The organism is Streptomyces sp. NPDC058240 (assembly GCF_042882135.1).
Lineage (GTDB): Bacteria > Actinomycetota > Actinomycetes > Streptomycetales > Streptomycetaceae > Streptomyces.
Map to the genome: position 1 here is coordinate 20322 of NZ_JBHVWT010000021.1, position 23226 is coordinate 43547.

At 69.1% G+C, this 23226-nt stretch carries 23 protein-coding genes and 1 pseudogene; 19 read left to right on the forward strand and 5 right to left on the reverse strand.

Going from position 1 to position 23226, the window contains the following annotated elements:
* Nucleotides 1–39: 39 nt before the first annotated feature.
* The gene (locus tag ACFVX4_RS27160; RefSeq protein WP_389981702.1) at nucleotides 40–1347 is read right to left on the reverse strand and encodes an alanine racemase; all 1308 of its coding nucleotides are present in this window, start codon (nucleotides 1345–1347) and stop codon (nucleotides 40–42) included.
* 156 nt (nucleotides 1348–1503) lie between these two features.
* On the opposite strand from ACFVX4_RS27160, the gene ACFVX4_RS27165 reads away from it, so the two are divergent.
* The 4 genes and pseudogenes from ACFVX4_RS27165 to ACFVX4_RS27180 form a co-directional block, all read left to right on the forward strand.
* The gene (locus ACFVX4_RS27165) at nucleotides 1504–2547 is read left to right on the forward strand and encodes a sugar kinase (protein WP_389981704.1); all 1044 of its coding nucleotides are present in this window, start codon (nucleotides 1504–1506) and stop codon (nucleotides 2545–2547) included.
* Nucleotides 2544–3302, forward strand: coding sequence for an IclR family transcriptional regulator (locus ACFVX4_RS27170; protein ID WP_266730054.1), 759 nt, complete (start codon nucleotides 2544–2546; stop codon nucleotides 3300–3302). Before ACFVX4_RS27165 ends, ACFVX4_RS27170 begins: the two co-directional genes overlap by 4 nt.
* 6 nt (nucleotides 3303–3308) lie before the next feature.
* Nucleotides 3309–3719, forward strand: coding sequence for a RidA family protein (locus ACFVX4_RS27175; RefSeq protein WP_385335071.1), 411 nt, complete (start codon nucleotides 3309–3311; stop codon nucleotides 3717–3719).
* Between the two features lie 72 nt (nucleotides 3720–3791).
* Nucleotides 3792–4043: pseudogene (locus ACFVX4_RS27180) on the forward strand (GntP family permease); the annotation flags it as partial.
* Between the two features lie 44 nt (nucleotides 4044–4087).
* On the opposite strand, the gene ACFVX4_RS27185 reads toward ACFVX4_RS27180, so the two are convergent.
* A complete protein-coding gene (locus ACFVX4_RS27185; RefSeq protein WP_389981707.1) occupies nucleotides 4088–6334 on the reverse strand; it encodes a serine/threonine-protein kinase in 2247 nt (748 codons plus the stop codon).
* Between the two features lie 227 nt (nucleotides 6335–6561).
* Nucleotides 6562–8298 carry a chitinase gene (locus ACFVX4_RS27190; RefSeq protein ID WP_389981709.1) on the reverse strand — a complete coding sequence of 579 codons (1737 nt, stop codon included), beginning with the start codon at nucleotides 8296–8298 and terminating at the stop codon, nucleotides 6562–6564.
* A 697-nt stretch (nucleotides 8299–8995) separates the two neighbouring features.
* On the opposite strand from ACFVX4_RS27190, the gene ACFVX4_RS27195 reads away from it, so the two are divergent.
* The 14 genes from ACFVX4_RS27195 (at nucleotide 8996) to ACFVX4_RS27260 (ending at nucleotide 21013) form a co-directional block, all read left to right on the forward strand.
* A complete protein-coding gene (locus tag ACFVX4_RS27195) occupies nucleotides 8996–9862 on the forward strand; it encodes a hypothetical protein (RefSeq protein WP_385335077.1) in 867 nt (288 codons plus the stop codon).
* Between the two features lie 75 nt (nucleotides 9863–9937).
* Nucleotides 9938–10645, forward strand: a complete 708-nt coding sequence (gene cpaB, locus ACFVX4_RS27200; protein ID WP_389981711.1) for a Flp pilus assembly protein CpaB — start codon at nucleotides 9938–9940, stop codon at nucleotides 10643–10645.
* A 7-nt stretch (nucleotides 10646–10652) separates the two neighbouring features.
* The gene (locus ACFVX4_RS27205; RefSeq protein ID WP_266414996.1) at nucleotides 10653–11930 is read left to right on the forward strand and encodes an AAA family ATPase; all 1278 of its coding nucleotides are present in this window, start codon (nucleotides 10653–10655) and stop codon (nucleotides 11928–11930) included.
* Nucleotides 11931–12052: 122 nt separating this feature from the next.
* On the forward strand, nucleotides 12053–12445 hold the full coding sequence (locus ACFVX4_RS27210) for a TadE family protein (RefSeq protein ID WP_389981713.1): 393 nt from the start codon (nucleotides 12053–12055) through the stop codon (nucleotides 12443–12445).
* Nucleotides 12442–12840, forward strand: a complete 399-nt coding sequence (locus tag ACFVX4_RS27215) for a TadE family protein (protein ID WP_389981715.1) — start codon at nucleotides 12442–12444, stop codon at nucleotides 12838–12840. The genes ACFVX4_RS27210 and ACFVX4_RS27215 overlap by 4 nt, the downstream gene beginning before the upstream one ends.
* A 59-nt stretch (nucleotides 12841–12899) precedes the next feature.
* Complete coding sequence (locus tag ACFVX4_RS27220; RefSeq protein WP_266414990.1) at nucleotides 12900–14237, forward strand: CpaF family protein; 1338 nt, start codon at nucleotides 12900–12902, stop codon at nucleotides 14235–14237.
* A 9-nt stretch (nucleotides 14238–14246) separates the two neighbouring features.
* A complete protein-coding gene (locus ACFVX4_RS27225) occupies nucleotides 14247–15185 on the forward strand; it encodes a type II secretion system F family protein (protein WP_389981717.1) in 939 nt (312 codons plus the stop codon).
* Nucleotides 15186–15199: 14 nt separating this feature from the next.
* Nucleotides 15200–16084, forward strand: coding sequence for a DUF5936 domain-containing protein (locus ACFVX4_RS27230; RefSeq protein WP_389981719.1), 885 nt, complete (start codon nucleotides 15200–15202; stop codon nucleotides 16082–16084).
* A gap of 54 nt (nucleotides 16085–16138) precedes the next feature.
* Nucleotides 16139–17443, forward strand: coding sequence for a sensor histidine kinase (locus tag ACFVX4_RS27235; RefSeq protein WP_389981721.1), 1305 nt, complete (start codon nucleotides 16139–16141; stop codon nucleotides 17441–17443).
* An 80-nt stretch (nucleotides 17444–17523) separates the two neighbouring features.
* Complete coding sequence (locus ACFVX4_RS27240) at nucleotides 17524–18624, forward strand: response regulator (protein ID WP_389981723.1); 1101 nt, start codon at nucleotides 17524–17526, stop codon at nucleotides 18622–18624.
* 245 nt (nucleotides 18625–18869) lie between these two features.
* Nucleotides 18870–19100 (forward strand): hypothetical protein, encoded by a 231-nt coding sequence (locus tag ACFVX4_RS27245; protein WP_389981725.1) that lies wholly within the window; start codon nucleotides 18870–18872, stop codon nucleotides 19098–19100.
* Nucleotides 19100–19708: a pilus assembly protein TadG-related protein gene (locus tag ACFVX4_RS27250; protein ID WP_389981727.1), complete on the forward strand. Its 609-nt coding sequence runs from the start codon at nucleotides 19100–19102 to the stop codon at nucleotides 19706–19708. The genes ACFVX4_RS27245 and ACFVX4_RS27250 overlap by 1 nt, the downstream gene beginning before the upstream one ends.
* 31 nt (nucleotides 19709–19739) lie before the next feature.
* The gene (locus ACFVX4_RS27255; protein ID WP_389981729.1) at nucleotides 19740–20354 is read left to right on the forward strand and encodes a hypothetical protein; all 615 of its coding nucleotides are present in this window, start codon (nucleotides 19740–19742) and stop codon (nucleotides 20352–20354) included.
* Between the two features lie 8 nt (nucleotides 20355–20362).
* The gene (locus tag ACFVX4_RS27260) at nucleotides 20363–21013 is read left to right on the forward strand and encodes an OmpA family protein (protein ID WP_389981830.1); all 651 of its coding nucleotides are present in this window, start codon (nucleotides 20363–20365) and stop codon (nucleotides 21011–21013) included.
* A gap of 62 nt (nucleotides 21014–21075) precedes the next feature.
* On the opposite strand, the gene ACFVX4_RS27265 is transcribed toward ACFVX4_RS27260, so the two are convergent.
* Nucleotides 21076–21267: a hypothetical protein gene (locus tag ACFVX4_RS27265; RefSeq protein ID WP_266414961.1), complete on the reverse strand. Its 192-nt coding sequence runs from the start codon at nucleotides 21265–21267 to the stop codon at nucleotides 21076–21078.
* A gap of 11 nt (nucleotides 21268–21278) precedes the next feature.
* Entirely contained in the window at nucleotides 21279–22130 is an 852-nt protein-coding gene (locus tag ACFVX4_RS27270) for a helix-turn-helix domain-containing protein (RefSeq protein ID WP_389981731.1), read from the reverse strand.
* Nucleotides 22131–22448: 318 nt separating this feature from the next.
* On the opposite strand from ACFVX4_RS27270, the gene ACFVX4_RS27275 reads away from it, so the two are divergent.
* Nucleotides 22449–23000 carry an ATP-binding protein gene (locus tag ACFVX4_RS27275; protein ID WP_389981733.1) on the forward strand — a complete coding sequence of 184 codons (552 nt, stop codon included), beginning with the start codon at nucleotides 22449–22451 and terminating at the stop codon, nucleotides 22998–23000.
* Nucleotides 23001–23226: the final 226 nt, after the last annotated feature.

Here is a 23226-nt window from a genome sequence, read left to right on the forward strand (position 1 = left end):
GGCAGGGGAGCGGCCCCGCAGGGCAGCCCCCCGCAGGGATCAGAAGAACGTGCGGATGTAGTCCGTGACCGTGCCGTCCGCCGTGACCAGCGGAATCAACTGCCACTTGTCGAAGCTCGTGCACGGATGCGACAGGCCCATCCCCACCCAGTCACCCACCTCCAGCTCGGCGCCCGGCTCCGTACGCACCCACGCGTGCTGGTCCGACAGACCACTGACCGAGACACCCGCAGCAGGCCGGACCGCGCCGTCCCGGCCGGACCGCACGACCTGCGCCTCGGGAAGGTCGAGGTCGTACGCCGCGTCCCGCTTGCCCGCGTTGAGGAACGCCTGCTCGGCCGTCGGGCGCGACACGACCTGCGCCCAGAGCCGGAAGGCGGGCTGCAGCACCCCCTCCTCCGGCACCCGGTTGAACGGGGTCAGATGGCGGTAGTGGCCGTCGTCGTGCGAGACATAGGCCCCCGAGCGCAGCAGCTTCAGCACCGGTGCGGAGAGCTCCGGGATCTCCGCGAAGACGTCCGCCACCGCGTCGAACCACGCGCTGCCGCCCGCGCTGATCACGATCTCCCCGCCGGCCGCCGCGAAGCGCCCCGCGCGGTCGAAGTCGACGGCCAGCGCGACGAGCCGGCGCACCCAGTCCCGTACCCGCTCGCCGGACGCGTCCGGCACCTCGCCCTCGTATCCGGCCACGCCCACCAGACGCAGGGTCCCGGTCGCCGCCACCGCGTCGGCCACCGCCGCGCACTCGGCCTCGGTACGGACGCCGGTGCGCGCACCCTCGCCCGCGCCCAGTTCCACGACGATGTCGACGGCGCGGGAGGCGCCCGCCGCGCGCAGCGCCTCGTCCATCAGCTCCACGCCGCGCACCGAGTCGACGTAACAGATGAAGCGGAACTCCGGGTCGGAGTCCAGCTCGCCGGAGAGCCAGCGCAGGGCCGCGGCGTCGACGAGCTCGTTGGCGAGGAAGATCCGCCGGATTCCGTACGCCCGGTAGACCCGCGCCTGGTGCGGCACGGCCGCGGTGATGCCCCAGGCGCCGTGCTCCAGCTGGCGGGCGAAGAGCTGCGGGGACATGGAGGTCTTGCCGTGCGGGGCGAACGCGAGCCCGTGGCGCTCCGCGTACGTCTCCAGGAGGGCGAGGTTGTGCTCGACCGACTCGGCGGACAGGGCGAGCACCGGGGTGGTGAAGCCGCCCGTGAAGAGGTTGCGCCGCTCGGCGGCGAGGGCGCCGACGGTCAGGCCCTCCGCATCGGGCGGGAGTGCCTTGAAGCGGTGGTCGACCAGTTCGTCGGCGAGTCCGGACACAGGACGGTCGGCGGCCAAGGGGGCCTCCTCGATCGAAGTCATCGTTGCATCATATGCAACACCCATTGCGTATATCGCTTAACGCTGTCTAACATCCGAGCCGATGCCGGGTCAATGGTGAGTGCCCGCGCCGCACCCCGAACCACTGCCCGCCGCACCGCCCCACCACTGAACCGCCGAACCCGCGAGGAGCCCCGAGTGCCCGGAACCCCGGCCAGGACCGCCGAAGCCGCCACGGCCGCCGAAGTCGTGTGCCTCGGCGAGTCCATGGTGACGTTCCTGCCGTCGCAGCCCGGACGCCTCGCCGACGTACCTTCCTTCGGCCGCGGCATCGGCGGCGCCGAGTCCAATGTCGCCTGCGCGCTGGCCGCCGCCGGGCACCGGGCGGCCTGGGTCAGCCGGGTCGGCGCGGACGGGTTCGGCGACCATCTCGTCGAGGCGATCACCGGATACGGGGTCGACACCTCCGGTGTGCGGCGCGATCCGTCGCGGCCCACCGGGATCTACTTCCGCACCGCGACCGACCGGGCCGCCGATGTGCACGAGGTCGCCTACTACCGGGCCGGGTCCGCCGCGTCCGCGATGTCCCCGCGGAACATCCCGTACGAGACGCTGCCCGCGGCCCGGGTCCTGCACCTGTCCGGCATCACCGCGGCGCTCTCCGCCGACTGCCTGGCCCTGCTCCACGACCTGACCGCGCCCCGGCCCGGCCGCCCGCCGATCTCCTTCGACGTCAACCACCGGCCGGGTCTGTGGCGCGACGCCGACGCGTCCCCCGAGGTGCTCCTCGACCTGGCCCGCCGCAGCGACCTGGTCTTCGTCGGCGAGGACGAGGCGGAGGAGGCGTGGGGGGTGACGGGCGCGGAGGCGATCCGCACGGCGTTGCCGGAGCCGTCCGTCCTGGTCGTGAAGCGGGGATCCGACGGGGCGACGGTCTTCTCGGGCGCCGGAGACGTCACCACCGTCCCCGCCCTCCGCGTGGACGTCGTCGCACCCGTCGGCGCCGGCGACGCCTTCGCCGCCGGGTTCCTCTCCGCCACCCTCCGCGACCTCCCCGTACGCGACCGGGTCCGGCACGGCCACCTCATGGCCGCCGCCGTCCTCACCGTGCCCGGCGACCTCACCGCCCCGCCGGCCCGCGCGCACGCCGACGCCCTTGCCGCCCTGGACGACGAGGCCTGGGGGAGACTTCGTCTCGGCCCCGGGTGGACGGGGGACGACCAGGAGGTACGTACGACATGAGTCAGACCGTCGACCGGGCGCTGAGCATCCTGCCGCTGCTCGCCCAGGGGCCCGCCGACCTCGGCCAGGTCGCCGAGCGGCTCGGTGTCCACAAGTCCACGGCGCTGCGCCTGCTCCGTACGCTCCACGAGCACGGACTCGTCTACCGCCAGCAGGACCAGCGCTACCGCCTCGGCGCCCGCCTCTTCGCCCTCGCGCAGGAGGCCGTCGAGAACCTCGACGTACGGGAGATCGCCCACCCCCACCTCGTCGAACTCAACGAGAGCTGCGGTCACACCGTGCATCTCGCGGTGTACGAGGAGCAGGAAGTCCTCTACATCGACAAGGTCGAGAGCCGCTACCCGGTCAGGATGTACTCGCGGATCGGCAAGCCCGTCGCGATCACCGTCGCCGCCGTCGCGAAGCTGCTCCTCGCCGACCTCACCGAGCCCGAGCGGCGCGCCATCGCCGAGAAGCTCGACTACCCCATGTACACGTCCCGTTCGACCCCGAACGCCGGTGCCTTCCTCAAGGAGCTCGCCGTCGTCCGCGAACAGGGCTGGGCCACCGACCTCGGCGGCCACGAGGAGTCCATCAACTGCGTCGGCGCCCCCATCCGGGGGGCGGACGGGCGGGTCGTGGCCGCGATGTCGGTCTCCGCGCCCAATGTCGTCGTCACGGCCGAGGAACTCCTCACCCTGCTCCCGCTGGTGCGCCGCACCGCCGACTCCATCAGCCGGGAGTACTCCGGCACCACCCGACCCAAGAAAGCCTGAACAGCCATGACCGAGAAGATCGCCCTCACCCCGAGCACCCACACCACGCCCCCCGCGAAGTTCTCGCACGGGGTGAAGAAGGGGAACATCCTCCAGGTCGCCGGCCAGGTCGGCTTCCTGCCCGCGGTCGAGGGCCAGGCCCCGACCCCCGCCGGTCCGACGCTGCGCGAGCAGACCCTCCAGACCTTCGCCAACGTCAAGGCGATCCTGGAGGAGGGCGGCGCGAGCTGGGACGACGTGATGATGATGCGCGTCTACCTCACGGACGTGGACCACTTCGCCGAGATGAACGAGATCTACAACGCCTACTTCGGCGAGCAGGACCTCAAGGCCGCCCCCGCCGCCCGCACGACGGTCTACGTCGGCCTCCCCAAGGGCCTGCTCATCGAGATCGACGCGCTCGCGGTCCTCGGCTGAACCAGCTGATCCACTTGCCGCAGCTGTTCCGCGCACACGGCACGGCATGGCGCTCCGCTTTGCAGGAGCGCCGTGCCGCGCTCCCCCATCGTCGTCCCGCTGGTCGAGGGCCAGGACCTCTCGCAGGCCCATCTGGCCCTGATCATCATGGCGATCTCGGCCGGCTCGATCTTCGCCTCGCACGTGAACGACGGCGGATTCTGGATCACGTCGAAGTACTTCGGCATCTCCGAACGCGACACCCTGAAGTCCTGGACGGTCCTGGAGACGGTCCTGTCGGTCGCGGGGTTCGCGGTGGCGGCGCTGCTCAGCCTGGTGATCTAGGGTCTCCCGTCCGGATCGTGCCGGAGGCGCCGCACCGGGCCGGTTCAGGCCCCCGACGCGCAGATGATGCTCCGGCCGTTGTTCACCGGCCAGTACCAGAACCGCTCTCCGCGCCCGGCCGGACAGGTCCAGTTCGTGCCCGCCGCGGGCGCCTTGTAGTGGGCGGTGATCCGGAGGATCGACTGGCCGGCCCGGGGCACGGTCGCGGCGTTGCAGTCCCACACCACCGTCAGATCGGCGTTGGTGGCGCCTTTGACCTGTGCGGGGAAGCACTGGCCCACCTGATACACCCGGTCGAGGCAGAGCGTCCTCTCGACGCCGTCCGCACCGGATTTGCGCCACCAGGTGAAGCCCGGTCCGCTGTCGCAGGAGCCGGAGGCTCCGGCGGTGGTGCTGACGCGATTGACATGCATGTAGGCGTTCGACGCCCGGCAGCCCACCCGGTCCGGACTGCCGGCGCTCATGTTGCCGTGCCCGTCGTTGTACACGTCGAGACAGTCACCGGCGCGTACCGCCGCGAACGCCAGGTCGGTGGCGTCCGGGGTGGGAGTCGGAGTGGGGGTGGGTGACGACTCCTCGGTGCCGCTGCCGGAGTCGTCGGTGCTGCCGCCGCTGCTGCCGGAACCGCTGTCGCCGTAGTCGTCGGAGTCGGTGCCGCTGCCGTCCGTATGGGTGTCGAGGCCGCTGCCGGAGGTGACGGCGCCGGCACTGGTGGTGCCGGAGGAGGACGCCCCGCTGCCGCTCCCCTTCCCCGCCTCCCAGGGCTGCCAGACCACCAGGGCGACGACGACGGCCACGGCGATCAGCCAGCCCCAGTTCGAGGAGCCGCCCGAGGGAGAGGCAGACGGGGGCGTCGCGCGCGTCGTGCCCGGGGTGGGCGAGGCGGTGGTGGACGAGGCCGCACGCGCCCGAGCGGCACGGGCCGCCTGCTCGGTGCGCTGCCTTTCGGCCCGCTCCCGCCTGGCCCGCTCCTGCGCGGCCCGTTCCCGCCTGGCCCGCTCCTGCGCGGCCCGCTCCCGTTCGACGCGCTCGGCCTCCAGCCGGGCCGTCTCCGCCCGCTGCCGTTCCGCCCGCTCCCGTTCCGTACGCCTGGCCTCCTGGCGGGCCGCCTCCGCGCGTTCCCGTTCCGCCCGTTCCCGTTCGACGCGTTCGGCCTGGTCGCGCTCCGCCTGTTCCCGTTCGGCCTGCTCCGCCCGCTGCCGCTCCGCCAGCTCCGCGAGCACCGCCAGGTCCTGCCTCGCACGTTCGCGGCGGGCGCGGTCACGGGCCGCGCGGGCCGCGCGCTCCGGCGGGTAGACCAGTGTCGGGGGCGGGGGCGGCACCACCCTCGTGCGGTGGTCGACGGTCGGGGCCACCGGGTGCGCATGGCGGTCGTTCGCGAGTTCCAGGCCCTGTGTCGCGTACGCGCCGATCAGCGCCGTCCACCGCGGCGGTAGCCACCGGGTGCCGCTGTGCGTAGCAGGCAGGCCGGCCTGGTCCTCGCGGAACCGGGCGAGCAGCTCCGCGGGCTCGGGGCGCCGGGCCGGGTCGACGGCCAGGCAGGGCCGGATCGTCGCGACGAGCTCCTTCGGCAGGCCGTCGAGGTCGAGCTCGCCGCGCTGGACGCGGGCCAGCAGCCGCAGCGTGTCGCCGTCCGCGCGGTAGGGCGCCCGCCCGGTGGCGAGCAGGAACAGCGTGGCACCCAGGGAGTAGACGTCGGATGCGGCGGTCGACGCCTCGCCACGGGCCTGTTCGGGGGAGGTGAAGGCGATCGTGCCGAGTGTGAGACCGGTGAGCGTGAGGTCACTGGCGTGCGAGATGCCGAAGTCGATGACCCGGGGGCCCTCCAGCGGCAGCAGCACGTTCTGCGGCTTCACATCGCGATGGACGATGCCCACCTCGTGCAGGGTGACCAGTGCCTCCGCGGTCCCGGCCGCGATCCACCGTACGGCCGAGGCGGGTAGCACCCCGCAGTTGCGCACGAGTTCGGAGAGCGGCGGTGCGGCGATGTAGTCGATGGCCATCCACGGCCGCTCGGCGTCGGGGTCGGCGTCCCGTACGCGCGCCGTGTACGCGCTGTCGACCCGTTGCGCGAGCGACACCTCGCGGGCGAAGCGCCGCCGGTCGATCTCGCTGACGGTCCCCTCGGCCAGCAGCGTCTTCACGGCGACGAGCCCCCGCCCGCCGCGCTCGCCGCCGCGGGCCAGATAGATCCGCCCCATGCCGCCGGACGCCAGGCGTCCGATCAGCCGGTACGGCCCGAGCACCGCCGGATCGTCCCCGCCCAGCGTCTGAATCCGCGCCCCGGCCATGTCCCTCCCCCTGTCGCACCGCCACCGCGCCCCACAACGGTGCCATGAACACGCCCAAACAGCCATGGAAGTTTCGCGGTCCCGGACAGGCTGTTGCGGGTCCGGGACAGAGCCGGGACGGCCGCCGGACCCGGAACGTGCAGCAGCGCCGCCGGGGGAGCGGCGGCGCTGCTGGTCACTGATGCCGGCCGGTGGTCACGGCAGGCCGTGCGTGTGCGGACCGGTGGTTACGGCAGGCCGTGCACGTGCGGGCCCACCGCGTTCGACCAGGCGTTGCCCGACTTGGCGTCCCAGTTGGTCGACCAGGTCATCGCGCCGCGGATGCCCGGGTACGTCTTCGCGGGCTTGAACGTGCCGCAGTTGGTACCGGAGGCCAGACAGTCCAGGGCCGCGTTCACGACCGACGGCGGTACGTAGCCGCTGCCCGCGCCGCTCGTGGAGGCGGGCACACCGAGGCCGACCTGGGACGGGGCGAGGCCGCCCTCCAGCTGGATGCAGGCGAGCGCGGTGAGGAAGTCCACCGAGCCCTGCGAGTAGACCTTGCCGTCGCAGCCGAGCATCGAACCGCTGTTGTAGTACTGCATGTTGACGACGGTCAGGATGTCCTTGATGCCGAGGGCCGTCTTGAAGTACTCGCCCCCGGTGGACTGCATGTCGATGGTCTGCGGGGCCATCGTGATGACGAGACCGGAGCCCGCCTTCTGCGACAGCGAGCGCAGTGCCTTCGTCATGTACGTGGAGTTGAGGCCGTTCTCCAGGTCGATGTCGACACCGTTGAAGCCGTACTCCTGGATGAGCGAGTAGACCGAGTTGGCGAAGTTGGTCGCGGAGGCGTCGCTGTTGACCGAGACGGATCCCTTCTCGCCGCCGACCGAGATGATGACGTTCTTCCCGGCCGCCTGCTTCGCCTTGATGTCGGCCTTGAACTGGTCGACGGTGTAGCCGTTCAGGCCCGCCGAGTCCAGGTTGAAGGTGACGGCGCCCGGCGTGCTCGTGGCGTCGGCGAAGGAGACCGCGATGATGTCGTAGTTCACGGGCACGTCGCTGAGCTTCTGCACGGTCGCGCCGTTGTTGAAGTTCTGCCAGTAGCCGGTCACCGCGTGCTTGGGGACGGAGGTGCCGGGGTTGGGGTTGCCGCCGCCCTCCTTGGCCGTACGGCCGCTGACCGTCGTCGACTTGACGGACTCACCGGCCGCGTTGGTGGCGGTCACCGCGAACTGGTACGCCGTGTCGGCGGCCAGCCCCGTGACCGTCGCCGAGCTCCCGGTGGTCGTGGTCGCCTTCTGGCCGTCCCGGTAGACGGTGTAGCCGGTCGCGCCGGACACCGCGTTCCAGGACAGGGCCACGGAGGAAGAGGTGGTCGTGCCCACCGCGAGCCCGGCCGGGGCGGACGGGACGGTCGGCTCCGGGTCGGTGCCGCCCCCGCCGTCGGGGCCGTTGACCGAGACGTCGTCCACCAGATAGGCGGCCTGCCCGTACCAGCCGTGCGTGTAGACCTCGACCGAGGTGGTGTTCGGGCCGGTCTTGAAGCTGGTGGTGAGCTGGGTCCAGTTGCCGGAGCCGGGCGACCAGGTCGACACATCGGTGGTTCCGGTACCGCTCGCGCCGAGGTACGCGTACCCGCCCTGCACCCAGGAGCTGAGCGTGTACGTCGAATCGGGCTTCACGGCCACGGTCTGGGCGCACCGCGCGGTGTCCTGGCCGGACGGCGTGGCCTTGAGAGCGGCGGTGCCACCGTGCACGGGGGAGGAGACGGTGCCGCCGCTGCCGCCGGTACAGGTCCAGTTGGCGAGGCCGGACTCGAAGCCCGCGTTCTTGGCGACGTTGATATCGGCGGCCTGGGCGCTTCCGGCGAGACCCGTGGCGGTCAGCGCGCCGGCCGCGAGGACGGCCACGGCGGCGCCGAGCCGGACCCGGCCGCGGCGCCCGTGGATTCTGTGGCCGCTGAGGGGGGAACGTTCCACTTGCTGCCTCCGTGGGGGAGTTGGGGATGCCTGCCGGGCATACCCGGGACGAGCCGGCGGGGTGGACCGGCGGTACTCCGGGCCGTCCGGGAGGTGACGGGGAGAAGAAGGGGATGTGGAGTTGAGGAACGGTGGCCACCGCTGGCCGATAAACTGGTCCAGACCAATCGAGTTGTCAAGACCTCTGGCAACGAGACCTGCGGCTATCGAGTTCACCGAGTCGGTCCGTACTCGCTCCGCTTCCACCCCGCGAAGCCCTCCGCGGGACCCCGAAGTCCAGGCGGCGCGCCTGTGAATTGACGTTTTGTTGACCTCTCGGGGTCGCGTGCGGGTGATGTCGCGGGAGTGCTCGGACAGTGACGGACCGGCCCTCCGCGGGGGTCGGTGCGGGAGGTTCCGCATCCGTGCTGACGTGCGGAGATGAATTCCCGGCCCCAGGTGACGGGAAGGTGGACCGGTAACCCTCCGCAGTTGTACAGAAGTTGACGATTTTCGATTTGATCCGATTTAGCACGCCGGTGTTACGCGGGCGCCTCGCACACGTTGTCGGACTGGCCTCCGAAAAGTGTTCTCTGCCAGGTAGGACGTGGATAAAGTGCTGAGGCAGAACCGCGGAGCAGGAGCGATTGCGGCCGACGTCATGACCGGCGTCCGGCCGGAAGCCGAAACGGGGAACAGCGTGCCGACCGCAATAGCAGTGACCAGTGCTGACTTGGTACTACCTCCGACCGATCAGCAGACACCGACAGCCGCCCTGCTGCAGGCGCCCGATGCCCAGGCGCTGGAGATGGCCATCGGTGACATGCATGTGCTGCTCGAACAGCACGGCTATGTCGTGGCCGTCTACCCGACCGGCATCTCGCCCGCCCACGAGCGTCGGCTCTACTCCGTGCGCTCGGTCCTGGAGAGCGACCGCATCGCCCTGGTGAAGGTGGATCTCCCGCCGCTGGGTGTCGCCGTACTCGTCAGGCAGTTGCGCCAGTTGTCCATCTGTGACTTCAGCCCCGGAGTGGTCGCCTCCGCCGCCCGGCTGCTGACGCACTACATCCACGCCGGCGCCCTGCTCCACTCCGTCACCAAGTTCGACCGGGTCCCGGTCGACCTCAGGACCCATGCGAAGTCCTGGGTGCCCGGCTCCCAGTTCGCCGTGGTCGCGGGACCCGAGCCGCAGCTCGTCAGGGTCGGCCCCAAGGCCGACCCGCCGACCGGGCCGGAATTCGCCACCCACCTGATGACCGCCAAAGGGCAGTCGCAGTCGGAGTGGGTGAAGGAGACCCTCGCGCCCGCGTGGCAGGTCCAGTCCATTCACGAGTCCGCACTCCCGTCCGAATCCCCGGCATGGTGGGGAACCGGAAAACTGGTGGAATTCGCCGCCTACCTGCCAGACATCTCCGTCCTGTACCAATTGGTGTCCTCCGTACGCCGTGAGAACTGCCACTGGTGCCGAATGGAACTCATCGGTGATCGCTGCGGGTTCTGCTCCTCCCCGCTACCCGCGGCCGAGAACCGAATGCACTCCGCCGGTGTCCTCAGCCACGAAGCGCTCGCACCACCGCAGTCCTAGCGCTTCCGCTTTCCTCCGTAGACGCCCTTCTGTCCGCTGCCCCACGCATCCGAATCGAACGAGGTTGTCCGGCCCATGAACTCCCGTCAGCGCCGCGGCGTGATACTCCTGCTTTTGTCGGTTCTGTGCGCCTTCGGCGCCTTCGCCGGCGTGCTCTCGGTGATCAGCGATGTCAACTCCAAGGTCGGGCCCGAGGTTTCGGCCTACCAGCTGAGGTCCGACGTGGCGCCCTATACCGCGCTGTCCTCCGGGCAGTTCGAGAAGATCTCGATGCCCAAGCGCTGGCTCTCCCACAACGCGGTCACCGATCTCTCCGAGGTGAACGGCAAGATCGCCGTCACCCAGCTGCGCAAAGGCTCGCTGCTCCAGTCCGACATGATGCAGCGCCGCCCCGAACTGCAGCCCGGGGAGCAGGAGATCGCCATCATGATCGACGCCGCGACCGGCGTCGCGGGCAAGATCACCCCCGGCGCCACCGTCAACATCTACGCCACCTTCCCCGGTGAACGCGACGGCGACCCGTCCCAGTCGAAGGTCATCGTCTCCAACGCCAAGGTCCTGGACGTCGGCAAGCTGACCGCCCTGGAGCCCAACCAGGACGGCAAGTCCAACATGGGCACCGAGGCCGTCCCGATCACCTTCGCGCTCAACACGCTCGACACCCAGCGCATCGCCTACGCCGAGTCCTTCGCGGAGCACGTACGCCTCGCGCTGCTCGCCTCCGGCAGCGACAGCACCATCCGTCCGGGCGACCGCACCTACACGCTCGACAAGGACAAGTGAGGATCGAATGACCACGAGGATCCTCCCGGCCGTCGGTGACGTCGACGCGGCCAGATCCGTCACCACCCTGCTCAGCCAGCTCCCCGACGCCGAGCCGGCCGCTCCGGTCACCGACTCGACCCAGCTCATCGACACCCTCGCCCGGCTCGCGGGCGAATCGCTCGACGATCTGCCCGAGGTCGTGCTGGTCCACGAGCGGATCGGGCCGGTGCCGGCCCTGGAACTGATCCGGGAGGTCTCCCTGCGCTTCCCCGCCATCGGGGTCGTGCTGATCACCGCCGATGTCACCCCCGGCCTGTTCGCGTCCGCGATGGAATCGGGTGCGCGAGGCGTCGTCACCCTCCCCCTCAGCTACGAAGAACTGGCCAGCAGGGTTCAATCCGCGGCCCAATGGTCCGTCGGCGTCCGCCGCCACCTGACCACCGGCGCCGATGTCTTCACCGGCCCCGGCGGTACGGTCATCACCGTCAGCGGCGCGAAGGGCGGCGTCGGGACCACCGTCGCCGCCGTACAGATCGCCCTGGCGGCCCAGACGTCCGGGCGCAACGTCGCCCTGGTCGACCTGGACCTCCAGGCCGGTGACATCGGCTCGTACCTCGATGTGCAGTTCCGGCGTTCCATCGTCGACCTGTCGACGATCACCGACATATCGCCGCGCGTCCTGTCCGACGCCGTGTTCAGCCACGGCACCGGCCTGGCGCTGCTCCTGGCACCCAGCGAGGGCGAGAGCGCCGAGGAGGTCAGCGACCGCTCGGCCCGGCAGATCGTCAGCGCCCTGCGCTCGCGCTACGAGGTCGTGGTGATCGACTGCGGCAGCCAGCTCCAGGGCGCCAGCGCGGCGGCCATCGAGATGGCCGACACGGCACTGCTGGTCACCACACCCGATGTGATCGCGGTGCGCGGTGCGAAGCGGGTCGTACGGATGTGGGAACGGCTCCAGATCCGCAAGGCCGAGGACACGGTCACCCTTGTCAACCGCTTCATCCGCAACACCGAGATCCAGCCGCAGCTGATCGAGAAGATCACCGGAACCACGACGGCCAACACCGCCGTTCCCGCGAACTTCAAGGAGCTCCAGAGCGTCGTCGACGCGGGCCGGCTGCACGAACTCGACTCCAAGAGCACCGTCAAACAGGCCCTCTGGGCCCTTGCGGGCGAGCTCGGCATCGTCAAGGTTCCTGAGAAGGCGGAAAAGAACGGCGCGAAGAGCGGCGCGAAGTTCAAGAACGACCGAGGCTCGATCGGGCGCCGACGCGACCGTGACGGCGACTCCCGGAACCGTTGACGACCTAGGGGGCAAGTTGACCAATGGCACTTACCGAGACGAAAGACACGGAGATACGGGGAAGGCGTTGTGGTGACGCCGCCCCGGCGGGTCCGCCCGAGCGGGGCCTGACACAGGGACGGATGCGCGCCCGGCTGCTCGGCCGGGGGCGTGACCGCGGTCAGACCGCGATCGAGTTCCTGGGCGTCACGCCGCTGATCATCCTGTTGTGCGTGGCGCTCTGGCAGTGCGCGCTGATCGGCTACACGTTCTCCCTGGCGGGGAACTCGGCGGACGAGGCCGCGCACACGGGGGCCATCTCGGAGGGCTCGCGGGGCCACGCCTGCCGGGAAGCGGCCGAGAAGAACCTGCCGAAGGTGTGGCGGGAGGCGATGAAGCGGACGAAGTGCGATGACTCGTCCGGGCTGTACAAGGCCACGGTGAAGCTGCGGGTGCCGGTCCTGGTGCCCGGAGTCTTCAACCTGCCGATGACCATCGAGGGCAACGCCGCGTCGCCGCTGGAGGCCGAGCGATGAGCATGCGCACGCACACACCGGGCCGGAGGACCGCCGCGTCCCGCCGTGACCGCGGGCAGGTCGCCATCGAGTACATGGGCTTCATCCCGCTGATGCTTCTGGTGGGTCTCTTCGCGATCCAGTTGGGGGTCGCCGCGTACGCCGCCAGTCAGGCGGGCACCGGCGCCCGCACAGCGGCGCGTTCCGCCAGCCAGGACGTGCCGCGCGGGGACTCCGAGCGGGCGGGGCGCGAGGCGATGAGTGACTGGCTCGGCAGCGACAAGAACTCGAGGTTCAGCCGACACGGCGGGACCGGGAAAGTGACGTACACCACTCGCGTGAGGATCCCCTCCGTTGTGCCCGGGATCGACGACTGGGGTTGGGCCAAGCGCAGTTCCACCATGCCGCGAGGGTGAGCGGGGCCCGCATCGCACGACCGGAGCACCACAAGCACGTCTGAGCGAGGAGTTACGCAATGAGTCTGCGGGCACGCATGACCGCCCCCGAGAAGAACGGCGGGGCGCGGGAAGACAGCCACATGGTGGCGTCCTACCGCGCCAAGCTGCTCGAAGAGATCGACCTGGCCGAGATGTCCTCGCTCGCCGCCGCAGACCGGCGGGCCCGGCTGGAGCGCGTACTCAGTCACATCATCAGCCGTGAGGGCCCGGTCCTCTCGACCGTCGAACGCACCCAGCTGATCCGCCGGGTCGTCGACGAGGCCCTCGGCCTCGGCATCCTGGAACCGCTGCTCGAAGACGCGTCCATCACCGAAATCATGGTGAACGGGCCGGACCAGATCTTCGTCGAGCGCAGTGGCAAGGTCGAGAAACTGCCCATGCGTTTCAGTTCGCACGAGCAGCTGATGCAGACCATCGAGCGCATCGTGTCGACGGTCAACCGTCGTGTGGATGAGCAGAACCCCATGGTCGACGCGCGTCTACCCAGTGGTGAGCGTGTCAACGTGATCATCCCGCCGCTGTCGCTGACCGGTGCGACGCTCACCATCCGACGGTTCCCGAGGGCCTTCACGCTCCAGGAAATGATCAACGTCGGCTCGCTCGACGAGCAGATGCTGATCCTCCTGGCCGGACTCGTGCAGGCCAAACTCAACGTCATCGTTTCCGGTGCCACCGGTACCGGGAAGACGACGCTCCTCAACGCGCTCTCCGGCCTCATCCCCGACAGTGAGCGCATCGTCACCATCGAGGACTCAGCCGAGCTCCAGCTCCAGCAGAGCCACGTCATCCGGCTGGAGTCCCGGCCGGCGAACGTGGAGGGGAAGGGCCAGATCACCATCCGTGACCTGGTCCGCAACTCCCTGCGTATGCGTCCCGACCGCATCGTCGTCGGGGAGGTCCGTGGTGGCGAATCGCTCGACATGCTCCAGGCGATGTCGACCGGTCACGACGGCTCGCTCGCCACCGTGCACGCCAACAACGCAGAGGACGCGCTCATGCGTCTGCAGACCCTGGCCTCGATGTCCGAGATCAAGATCCCGTTCGAGGCGCTGCACGACCAGATCAACAGCGCCGTCGACGTCATCGTCCAGCTCACTCGGCACGCCGACGGTTCCCGCAAGATCACCGAGATCGCCGTTCTCGACTCGCACGGCAGGGACCCCTACCGCATCGTGTCCGTTGCCCGGTTCGACGCCCAGCCCATGGACGCCGAAGGACGGATCCACGGCGAGTTCAAGTACCTCCCGATCCCGCGCAAGATCGCCGAGCGTCTCTACATGGCCAGCCAGCCCGTCCCGCAGGCCTTCGGGGTCGCCGAATCCGCCGAACAGCTCGCCACCCGAGAGGCCAACTAGGTACGTGCCATGACGAATCTTCCTCTTCTCAGCATCGGTGCCACGCTGCTCTGCGGCGTCACGGGCGTCATGGGCCTGCACGCCTACTCCGGCGGCAAGGCCGACCGGGACGCCATGGTGGACCGCCTGTCGTACACCGGTCACATCCCCGAGACCGGGCGGCACCGCCGGTTCCGCGGCCTCGACGCCAGGCTGCGCAGGACCGGCCTCGGGCGGAAGCTCGAACTGAAGCTGGCCGCCACCGGCCTCGACATCACCCCGGGTGAGTTCTTCGTCTGCGCGCTCGCAGCGATGGCCGGGCTCTGGATGATCGCCTCGTCGATACTCGCGAGCTTCTTCGGCCCGGTCGCCGCCCTGATCGGCCTCTGGGGCACCAACGCCTTCCTGAACTGGGAGCGGACCAAGCGCACCGAACGCTTCATCAACCAGCTTCCCGAGCTCGCCCGCATCCTCGCCAACGCCACCCAGGCCGGCCTCGCGCTGCGCACCTCCATCAGCATGGCGGCGGACGAGATGGAGGACCCGGCGGGCGAGGAACTGGCCAGGGTCTCCCGGCGCCTCGCCGTCGGTGAGCCTCTCGACGACGCGCTGAGCGAGCTGACCGACCGGCTCCCCTCCCGCGAACTCGTCGTCCTCGTGACCACTCTCGTCCTGTCCAACCGGGCCGGCGGTACGGTTGTCAGCTCCCTGCGCAACCTCACCGAGACGCTGGAGGAGCGCAAGGAGACCCGGCGCGAAGTCAAGACCCAGCTGTCCCAGGTCACCGTCACCGCCTACGCCGTCCCCATCTTCGGCCTGGGCGCCATGCTCCTGATGAACGCCGTCATGCCCGGAGCCCTCGACCGCATGACCGGCGCCTTCATCGGCCAGGTCGCGGTGGTCATCGCCATCACCCTCTACGCGATCGGATTCATCGTGATCCGCCGTCTGTCCCGGATCGACGTCTGATGGGCGGGGCGCACATGGACCTCCTGCTCGCGGGCGGCATGGCTCTGGCCGTGTACGGCGTCATCGCCGGTATCCGCATGTACCGGGCCGACGCGAAGCTCCCCGGTGACCTGGCCATCGCTCTGGAGGTCGGCGCGACCCGCACCAGCGCGGTCGGCTCCGGCATCGACCGGCTGGGCATGCGCTGGGCCCCCGCGGTCCTGCGGATGATGGGCCCGAAGGCCGTCAGCAAGAAGCGCCGCCAGATCGACATGGCGGGTAACCCGGGCGGTCTGACCCTCGACCGCTACGCTGCCCGCCGCGCCGTCTACGGTGGCCTCGGCGCGTTCGGCGCGTTCACGATGATCATGCGCGGCCAGATCTTCCTCTCCCTGGTGCTGATCGCCTTCGGCCTCTTTTGGGTCGAGGTCGGGCTCTGGTCAGCCGTACGCGTCCGCCGCGACCACATCGACCGGACGCTCCCGGACTTCCTCGACGTGCTCGCCGTCGTCGTGTCGGCGGGACTCGGCTTCCGCCAGGCTCTGGGGCGCGTCGCCGAGAAGTACGAGGGTCCCTGGGCCGACGAACTCCGCATCACACTGCGCCAGATGGATATGGGCGTCAGCCGCCGTGAGGCGTTCGAGCAGCTGCGCAAGCGCAATGACTCGGAGCAGGTGGCGATGTTCGTGACCACGCTGCAACAGGGTGAGGAGCTCGGCGCACCGATCGTCGAGACGCTGATCCAGATCGCCAACGACATGCGGCGCACCGACGCCCAGAACGCCCGCCGGAAGGCGGCCAGGGCCGTCCCCAAGGCCACCTTCGCCGTCACCACCTTCCTTCTTCCCGGAACGCTGGTACTGCTGACCGTTGGCTTCGTCTACGGAGCCAACGTCGACTTCAGCTTCCTCACGGGCTGATGACGTGAACGACGCGGACGGCGGGCAGGACGGGAAGAAGGAGGTGAGAGGCTCATGTCTTTCCAACTCGGCGGCATCCAGACCGGACTGAACGCGGAGGTGCGCCGGGCCATCACCGATCCCGGATCACGCCCGGCGTTCGCGATCCAGCTCAACGCCCTCCAGGCGATGTGTCGGCAGGTCTTCGGCTTCCGGCTCGCGATGATCGCCATAGCCACACCGTTCGCGATCAGTCATACCGCTGCGGGCCCGGCGTCCTGGCTGATCGGCTCGGCCATCCTCGTCACCTTCATGGGCTCGTACGTGCTGTTCCGCGACTGGGAACGCTTCGGCCCCGTTCTCCTGCGCCACCCCTGGCTGCTCGGCATAGACGCTTTCTTCGGCGCCCTGCTGCTGATCACCGCAAGCCCTGAGTCCACCTTGGCCTACGTCACCGTCTGCACCCCGTTGCTGGCCGGTCTCGTCTACGGCTGGCGCGGTGCGGCGGTCTTCGCCGCACTCCAGATCGTCATCGTCCTCGGGGTGTACGGAACCGACCCGAAACTGCAGCCCGCCGATGCCACGGCGCTCCTGCTCCCCGGTTTCTGCATGATCGCGGGCGCCGTCGGCGTCACCCTGCGCAATCTGCTCCTCCGCTTCGGGACGGCCAGCCAGGCGCTCACCGAGACCAGAGCCCGCCTTGCCGTGAACGAGGCCGTGGAGGGCGAACGCACCCGGCTCGCCCGGGAGATGCACGACTCGGTCGCCAAGACCCTGCACGGACTGGCCCTGGCCGCCGACGGCCTGGCCGCCTCGTCCGACCGCATGGACCCGCTCGCCGTGAAGCACCAGGCCGAACTGGTCGCCAGGGCCGCCCGCCGTGCCGCGGCGGAATCCCGGGAACTCCTCTCCGACCTGCGCCGCGAGTCCGGTCTCGATGGTGGCGTCGACTTCGTCCGCGAGCTCCGTGCCCGTGCCGACGACTTCACCCGACGCCAGGGTCTGACGGCCACCTTCCGGCTCCTCAGCGAGAAGCCGATCCCGCACGTCCCGCAGGTTGTCGCGCGTCAGCTGCTCATGGTCGCCTCCGAAGCGATGGAGAACGCCCACCGCCACGCACATCCCACCTACCTCGTCGTACTCGCCGGAGTGCAGGGCGGTGTCCTGCGCCTCAGCGTGTATGACGACGGGCGCGGCCTGCCCCCGGGCACGACACTCGACGATCTCCGGAAGGCCGGGCACTTCGGCCTCGTCGGCATGGTCGAACGCGCCGCATCCATCGGCGCACGCATCCGTATCGGAAAGGGCCAGGCGACCAAAGGCACCGAAGTGCGCCTGGAACTTCCGATCGCCGCTCTCGAAGTCCCCGCAACTGGATAGCAACTCAGCTGAATAGCAATCGAACCGAACAGTTCCCACTCCACCCTCACCCCCCATGACACCCTGAGAGGAGGTCGCAGATGCCGGACGATCTCTCCCGCGCGTCGGGCCAGAACCGGACAGCGCAGAGCCATGCCTCCCCGCACACGTCCTCGCACGTCACCCCGCTCGACCCGGAGCCCAGCTCGTATGCGCTCCCCACCCCCGTCCCCCAGCAGTCCGCGGCATCCGAGTCCATGCCTCCCTTCCCCGCGCCGCCCATACCCGTTCCTGGTGCTCTGCGGGTCGTCGTCGCCGACGACAACCCGGTGGTCCGGGCCGGTCTGGGCGTCCTGCTCTCCGGCCGCGACGACATCGAGGTCGTCGCGGAGGCCGCGGACGGCCGCCAAGCCTACGATATGGCCGTACTGCACCGACCGGACGTCGTCCTGCTGGATGTGCGTATGCCCGGCGTCGACGGCATCTCCGCCCTGCCCCACCTCGTCCGGGTCGCCCCCGTCATGATGCTGACGTACAGCCGCGAGAGCGAGATCGTCCACGAGGCCCTGCGCTTGGGCGCGGGCGGCTATCTGGTCCACGGCGAATTCACGGCCGACCAGCTGGTGCAGGCTGTACGCGACACGAAGGACGGTCGGGCCCACTTCACGGCCACCGCGGCCAACGCCCTTCTGGCCCACATGCGCCAGGGCCCCGGACCACAGGGACGAGTACTCCCGGAGGGACTCGGCGCGGCCCTGACCACGGGCGTTCCCTACCCGGGGGCCGGCTACGACGGTCACGCCCCGAATTCCGCCCAGCAACACGGTGCGCCTGCACATATGACCAAGCCGGAACCGGCCCCACCAGCGGCGCGACCGGTCCGATCCGCACAGGGTCTTTCGCATCTGCAACCGGCTGTGGCACAGTCTTCCATGACCGAGGGGCCGGGTGCGGCCCCCAACAGGCAGAAGTACGGGCTGAGTTCACGGGAGGTGGAGGTCATGGAGCTGATCGCGTCCGGCATGAGCAATCAGCAGATCGCCGCCACCTGCTTCATCAGCGAGAAGACGGTCAAGAACCACATCAACCGCATCTTCACCAAGCTGCACAGCGCCAGCCGCAGCGAGGCCATCGCACGCTGGCTCGGCACGGCGTACACGGCGGGACCAGGGGTGCGCGGGGCCGGTGGGCACCATGGTTGAGCGGAAGAGCGGGCCGAGGCGGATGCGTGCGGGGCGTGGGGCCCTGCGCGCACCGGCGCCGCAGGCCCAACTGATGCTTTGGGCCCGGGAATGGGCCCTGGGGCCCTCCGGCCGGCAGGGCGTGCCGCCGTATGTTTCTCACGTCGCCAGCGGTACCGGCCAGGAGGAAGCCGGTACTGCGGGCGGCGCCAACGAAACGTGCGAGTCGGCCGGCTACCGGTCGGCCGAACCCGGAGGGGAACCCCATGTCGGACATCACCCTGAAGACCGCCGTCCGCGTCCAGGGCTGGGCCAACACGGCTGTGAGCCGAATCCAGAAGCGCTACGAGAACATGGACCGCGGCCAGACGGCGTTCGAGTACCTGGGCATCATCCTGGTGGTCGTGGCGATTATCGGTGCGATCGTGGCCACGGGTATCGGCAGCGCGATCAGCGAGAAGATCAAGGGCCTTGTAAGCAGCATCAAGACCCAGTAATGCGCCATCGCCTCCGCACCGATGCAGGGCAGGCCTTCCCCATCTACATAGTGATGGTGGCGGGCCTGCTCTTCCTCGCGTTCGCATTCTTTGCCGTCGGCAAGGCCGCGGCCTTGCGCAATGGAGCCCAGGGGGCCGCAGACGCCGCGGCCCTGGCTGCCGCCCAGCAGACTCGTGAACAGTTCGGGGCACCGTTCTACGCTTCGCTGCCCGGGAAGATGCTGGATCCGTTTCTGAATGCCCACCCCGTTCTGGGCTGCCCTGCGGCCTACGGACTGGCCTCGGCGAACCGGGCACGCGTCACGGTCTGTGAGCCGATGCCTGGCGGCCTTCGGGACCGGATCAGGGTTGAGGTCGAGGGCCGTGACCCGGTGGACTCACCGGTGGTCCCGGACACGGAGAAGACGTTCCCGGAGACCGAGGCCACAGCCGTTATCGAGTTCCGCTGTCCCGACTGGGAGTCCGTGGACTTTAACGACGACGGCGTCCAGGACATGTACTTCTTCTCATGCAGGGGCGGCGAGATGCTTGAGATCGAGCCGGCCAGTCCACCGCCCTGGTCCAAGGTGAGCAAGATTCTCTACGACGTGCACCTGGTCGACAATTGACGGCGAACGACGAGTAAAGGAATCAGAACTCATGAGCATTCGGTGCTCCACCAAGTCTCGACGGGCGGTGGCAGCAGTTTCTCTGGCGGCTGCTCTGGCCCTGGCCGTCACGGGCTGCGGCACTGACGGTGGTGGCGAGAAGACGAACGATGCAGGTTCGTCGCCGTCCTCCGCGCCTTCGAAGTCTTCCGAGGAGGACAAGGGGGCGAAGCAGGAGGACACTGCTGCCGGGGACAACGTGGACCCGAATGTGAAGCTCGCCGAGGTCAGGGGAGACGGACTGACCCTCGTGATCAATCAGGTGAAGCGTGACTCCGGAGGGTTCGTCACGGTTCAGGGCGAGCTCAAGAACGTGAGCGACCGGACGCGGAACTCCAGTGGTTGGGAGGGCGCGGAAACCAGTATCGTCAACGCAAACCCGAACTCTGTTGCCGGTGCCACGCTGGTGGATAAGGCTAGTAAGAAGCGCTACTACGTTCTCCGGGATACGGAGAACCGTTGCCTGTGCACCACCGGCATCTCCCCGCTGGCGCCGTCGGCGTCGACCCCGATCTTCATGCAGTTCCCGGCACCTCCAAGCACGACGGCGGAGGTCGACTTCACCCTGCCGACGTTCGCGACGACATCCCTGAAGATCTCGGGGTGACGGCCGACATGACCTACAACCGGATCCGGCCGAAGCCGTTCGGCGCTGCCGGCCTCTCTGTTGCGGCAGCCTTGGTCGTTGCGAGCATCACCTTGTTCGGGGCGACCCCGGCGTTCGCCGACGACGGTCCGAGCGTGCCCCCGGGCACCGAAGCGACGTCGGTGCCCCCGGTCAAGCTGGACCCCAAGGACCCCGACCTGAAGATGCCCGAGGGCGGCACACTCGCCCCCGCCAAGGTTCTCGACATCGTCCAGGTGGTCGAGGACATGGGCGGCGAGGAGCGACGCGAGGACAGCAACGCGAACATCAAGTTCGCGCTCCAGGCCGAGGTCCTCTTCGGCAAGGACAGCGCCAAGCTGAGCTCCGCGGCCAACTCCCGCATCGCCGCCATCGCCGCCGAGATCAAGAAGCAGAACGCCACCAAGGTGCGCGTCTTCGGCTTCACCGACAACCTCGGTTCTTCGGCCCACGGCGACGTGCTGTCCAAGCAGCGCGCCAACGCCGTGCAGGCGGTGCTGGTGAAGGATCTCGGATCGACCGTCACCTTCGAGATCCGCGGGTACGGCGAGCAGTACCCGATTGCCGACAACAGCACGGAAGAAGGTCGCAAGAAGAACCGCCGCGTGGAGGTTTCCTTCCCGCGCGGCACGTCTTCCTGAGAACCGCGCCACCGCAAGGGCCCGGCACCGCGAGCACATCGCGGCGCCGGGCCCTTTCGCGCTTACAGCAGGTGGTCGGCCTTGCCGGCCTTGATGTCGCGGATCATCTGCTGGAGCGCTTCGCGGCTGTCGGTGAGGAAGTGCTCCTCCGCGCCGCTGACGGCGATGTAGCTGTTGCCCCGTTCATCGGTGCCTATCCGGTAGCAGGAGTTCCCTTCGCCGCAGAACGAGTCTTCCCAGTTGACGTCCGACATCGGTCATCCCCTCAGAGTTGGCGTGCGATGTTGTGGATGAAGACCCGCGACTTGTCCGGTGACAGTGCGATGCCTTCCATCCAGTCCAAGTGAGCCCGGTATTTGGCCAGTTGAACGTCCGAGTGGACGAAGACGGGCCCGTGAGAGTTGTCGATCTGCACGGTGTCGAGCTGAGGTACAGGCCCCTCTGCGTACAGGACGGTCTGTCCGGCACCGGGGAAGGCGCCCGCTTCGAAGGGGATGACCAGCAAGGTGATGTTCGACTGCTCGGACTTCTTCAACAAGCGGTCCAGCTGGGCGCGTGCCACGGCACGACCGCCGAACTGCATCCGGAGTGCGGCCTCGTGGACGATGCCTGTGTATGGAGGCGGGGCGTCCCCGTCCAGGACCTCCTGCCGTTCCACGCGATGTGCCAGCCTCAGTGCTACCTCTCGCTCCGGTAGCTGCGGGATTACCACGCGGAAGAGGGACAGGGCGTGGTCCGAGGTCTGGAGGAGCCCCGGGATGTGCACGGAGTACGCAGCCCGCATGCGTACTGCGTGCATCTCCAGTTCGGCGATGTCGAGCAGTCCCTGGGGAAGCGAACCTCGATATCTATCCCACCAGTTGCGTCCGCCTGACTGAGCCATCTCGACCAGCGCATCGACGTATTTCTCGTCGGTGCAGTCGCAGTTGCAGGCCAGAGTGCGCAGTCGATCGGGGCTGATGGGACGGGTGCCTGCCTCGATGTTCGAGATCTTGCCCCGGTCCACGCCGAGCAGGCCGGCCGCGAACTCGGCGGAGACGTCGGCCGATGTACGCATCCTCCGCAGCTCGGCGCCGAGCCGCTTCTGACGTTCGGTAGGAGACGTCCTTGCTGCCATGCCGTTCCTTTCCGCATACGGTCACCGGCAGTCTGCCGCGTGTGCGTATCACTCGGCCACGAAAGGGTTCATTCTCCAATGCCGGAGGGTAATTTTGCCCTTCAGGCGCTACGTTAGGTCACGCACCGCTCACTCAGTGAAGACGAGCCGGAAGTGCATCACGCGGTCCTGCCCGCAACCTCCTGCCCTGGGAGGGGCGGTCCCGCGTCAGGGAGATAGGCCACTGCTCGTCCACAACACAACAGCGTGAGCCATCCGTGCGCGCCCATGCGAAAGAGAGACACCGCCAACTCGCCACCCGCATCAGGGGAGTCAGCCATGCACTCATCTCCGATCACCGCACTCTGTCCGGCCGCCGCCGCCGACGCACGTATGCCGGTCCCGTTTACGTATCCGTATCCGCATCCCACCCCGCAATCGAACCCGCAGCAGCACCCCCAGCCCTACCTGCGCTCCAAGGGCAGTCCCGGGCGCGGGCTCTCGTTGAGTTTCACGCTCCCCGGTGACGTCCGCAGCGCGTTCATCGGCCGTACGGTGGTCGCCGCCGCGCTGGAGGCGCATGGGCTCACCCCGTACGTCTGGCCGGCCACGCACGTCGTGGACGAGCTGGTCGCGGTCACTGTCAGAATGAGCCCGGGAAAGGAGCTCTACGTATCCCTGCGTCAACGGGACGACGCAGTCCGTCTCCTCGTCTGGGACCAGCACCCGCACCACACCGCACCCGACCTGGCCACGCTCTGCGAGAAGCGGCGTCGGCGGGCGCTCTGGCTACTGTCGGCCGTGGTGGACGACTGGGGTGGGGAGTGGGGCGTCAGTGAGGCATCTTCGCCGCGTGCAGGCATCAAGTCCTGGGTGATGCTGCCGCGCTGACGGCCACGGGGTGGTCGGGGGAGCGGATGGGAGGCCGTCCACCGATCCGGCGGCAGGGGCTCACCGGTATTGCCGTCGCCGACCGTGTGTGGCTGCGGGGCTTCTGTGTGACTGGCTCCGCCGTCGGAGCCGGGTTGTTCCTCTCGGTGGCGGTGGCGGTGGCGGTCGGCGGGGCACGCGCGTTGTACGCCTGCCGGCTCGCCCGCAGTGGCTGCCTCGGGGGCAC

Bases quoted from the DNA above. Each gene is read 5' to 3' on its own strand.
- ACFVX4_RS27160 (WP_389981702.1), bottom strand. From the start codon at position 1,347: ATGACTTCGATCGAGGAGGCCCCCTTGGCCGCCGACCGTCCTGTGTCC.
- ACFVX4_RS27170 (WP_266730054.1), top strand. From the start codon at position 2,544: ATGAGTCAGACCGTCGACCGGGCGCTGAGCATCCTGCCGCTGCTCGCC.
- ACFVX4_RS27175 (WP_385335071.1), top strand. From the start codon at position 3,309: ATGACCGAGAAGATCGCCCTCACCCCGAGCACCCACACCACGCCCCCC.
- ACFVX4_RS27185 (WP_389981707.1), bottom strand. From the start codon at position 6,334: ATGGCCGGGGCGCGGATTCAGACGCTGGGCGGGGACGATCCGGCGGTG.
- cpaB (WP_389981711.1), top strand. From the start codon at position 9,938: ATGAACTCCCGTCAGCGCCGCGGCGTGATACTCCTGCTTTTGTCGGTT.
- ACFVX4_RS27205 (WP_266414996.1), top strand. From the start codon at position 10,653: ATGACCACGAGGATCCTCCCGGCCGTCGGTGACGTCGACGCGGCCAGA.
- ACFVX4_RS27210 (WP_389981713.1), top strand. From the start codon at position 12,053: ATGCGCGCCCGGCTGCTCGGCCGGGGGCGTGACCGCGGTCAGACCGCG.
- ACFVX4_RS27215 (WP_389981715.1), top strand. From the start codon at position 12,442: ATGAGCATGCGCACGCACACACCGGGCCGGAGGACCGCCGCGTCCCGC.
- ACFVX4_RS27220 (WP_266414990.1), top strand. From the start codon at position 12,900: ATGAGTCTGCGGGCACGCATGACCGCCCCCGAGAAGAACGGCGGGGCG.
- ACFVX4_RS27225 (WP_389981717.1), top strand. From the start codon at position 14,247: ATGACGAATCTTCCTCTTCTCAGCATCGGTGCCACGCTGCTCTGCGGC.
- ACFVX4_RS27230 (WP_389981719.1), top strand. From the start codon at position 15,200: ATGGACCTCCTGCTCGCGGGCGGCATGGCTCTGGCCGTGTACGGCGTC.
- ACFVX4_RS27235 (WP_389981721.1), top strand. From the start codon at position 16,139: ATGTCTTTCCAACTCGGCGGCATCCAGACCGGACTGAACGCGGAGGTG.
- ACFVX4_RS27240 (WP_389981723.1), top strand. From the start codon at position 17,524: ATGCCGGACGATCTCTCCCGCGCGTCGGGCCAGAACCGGACAGCGCAG.
- ACFVX4_RS27245 (WP_389981725.1), top strand. From the start codon at position 18,870: ATGTCGGACATCACCCTGAAGACCGCCGTCCGCGTCCAGGGCTGGGCC.
- ACFVX4_RS27250 (WP_389981727.1), top strand. From the start codon at position 19,100: ATGCGCCATCGCCTCCGCACCGATGCAGGGCAGGCCTTCCCCATCTAC.
- ACFVX4_RS27255 (WP_389981729.1), top strand. From the start codon at position 19,740: ATGAGCATTCGGTGCTCCACCAAGTCTCGACGGGCGGTGGCAGCAGTT.
- ACFVX4_RS27260 (WP_389981830.1), top strand. From the start codon at position 20,363: ATGACCTACAACCGGATCCGGCCGAAGCCGTTCGGCGCTGCCGGCCTC.
- ACFVX4_RS27265 (WP_266414961.1), bottom strand. From the start codon at position 21,267: ATGTCGGACGTCAACTGGGAAGACTCGTTCTGCGGCGAAGGGAACTCC.
- ACFVX4_RS27270 (WP_389981731.1), bottom strand. From the start codon at position 22,130: ATGGCAGCAAGGACGTCTCCTACCGAACGTCAGAAGCGGCTCGGCGCC.
- ACFVX4_RS27275 (WP_389981733.1), top strand. From the start codon at position 22,449: ATGCACTCATCTCCGATCACCGCACTCTGTCCGGCCGCCGCCGCCGAC.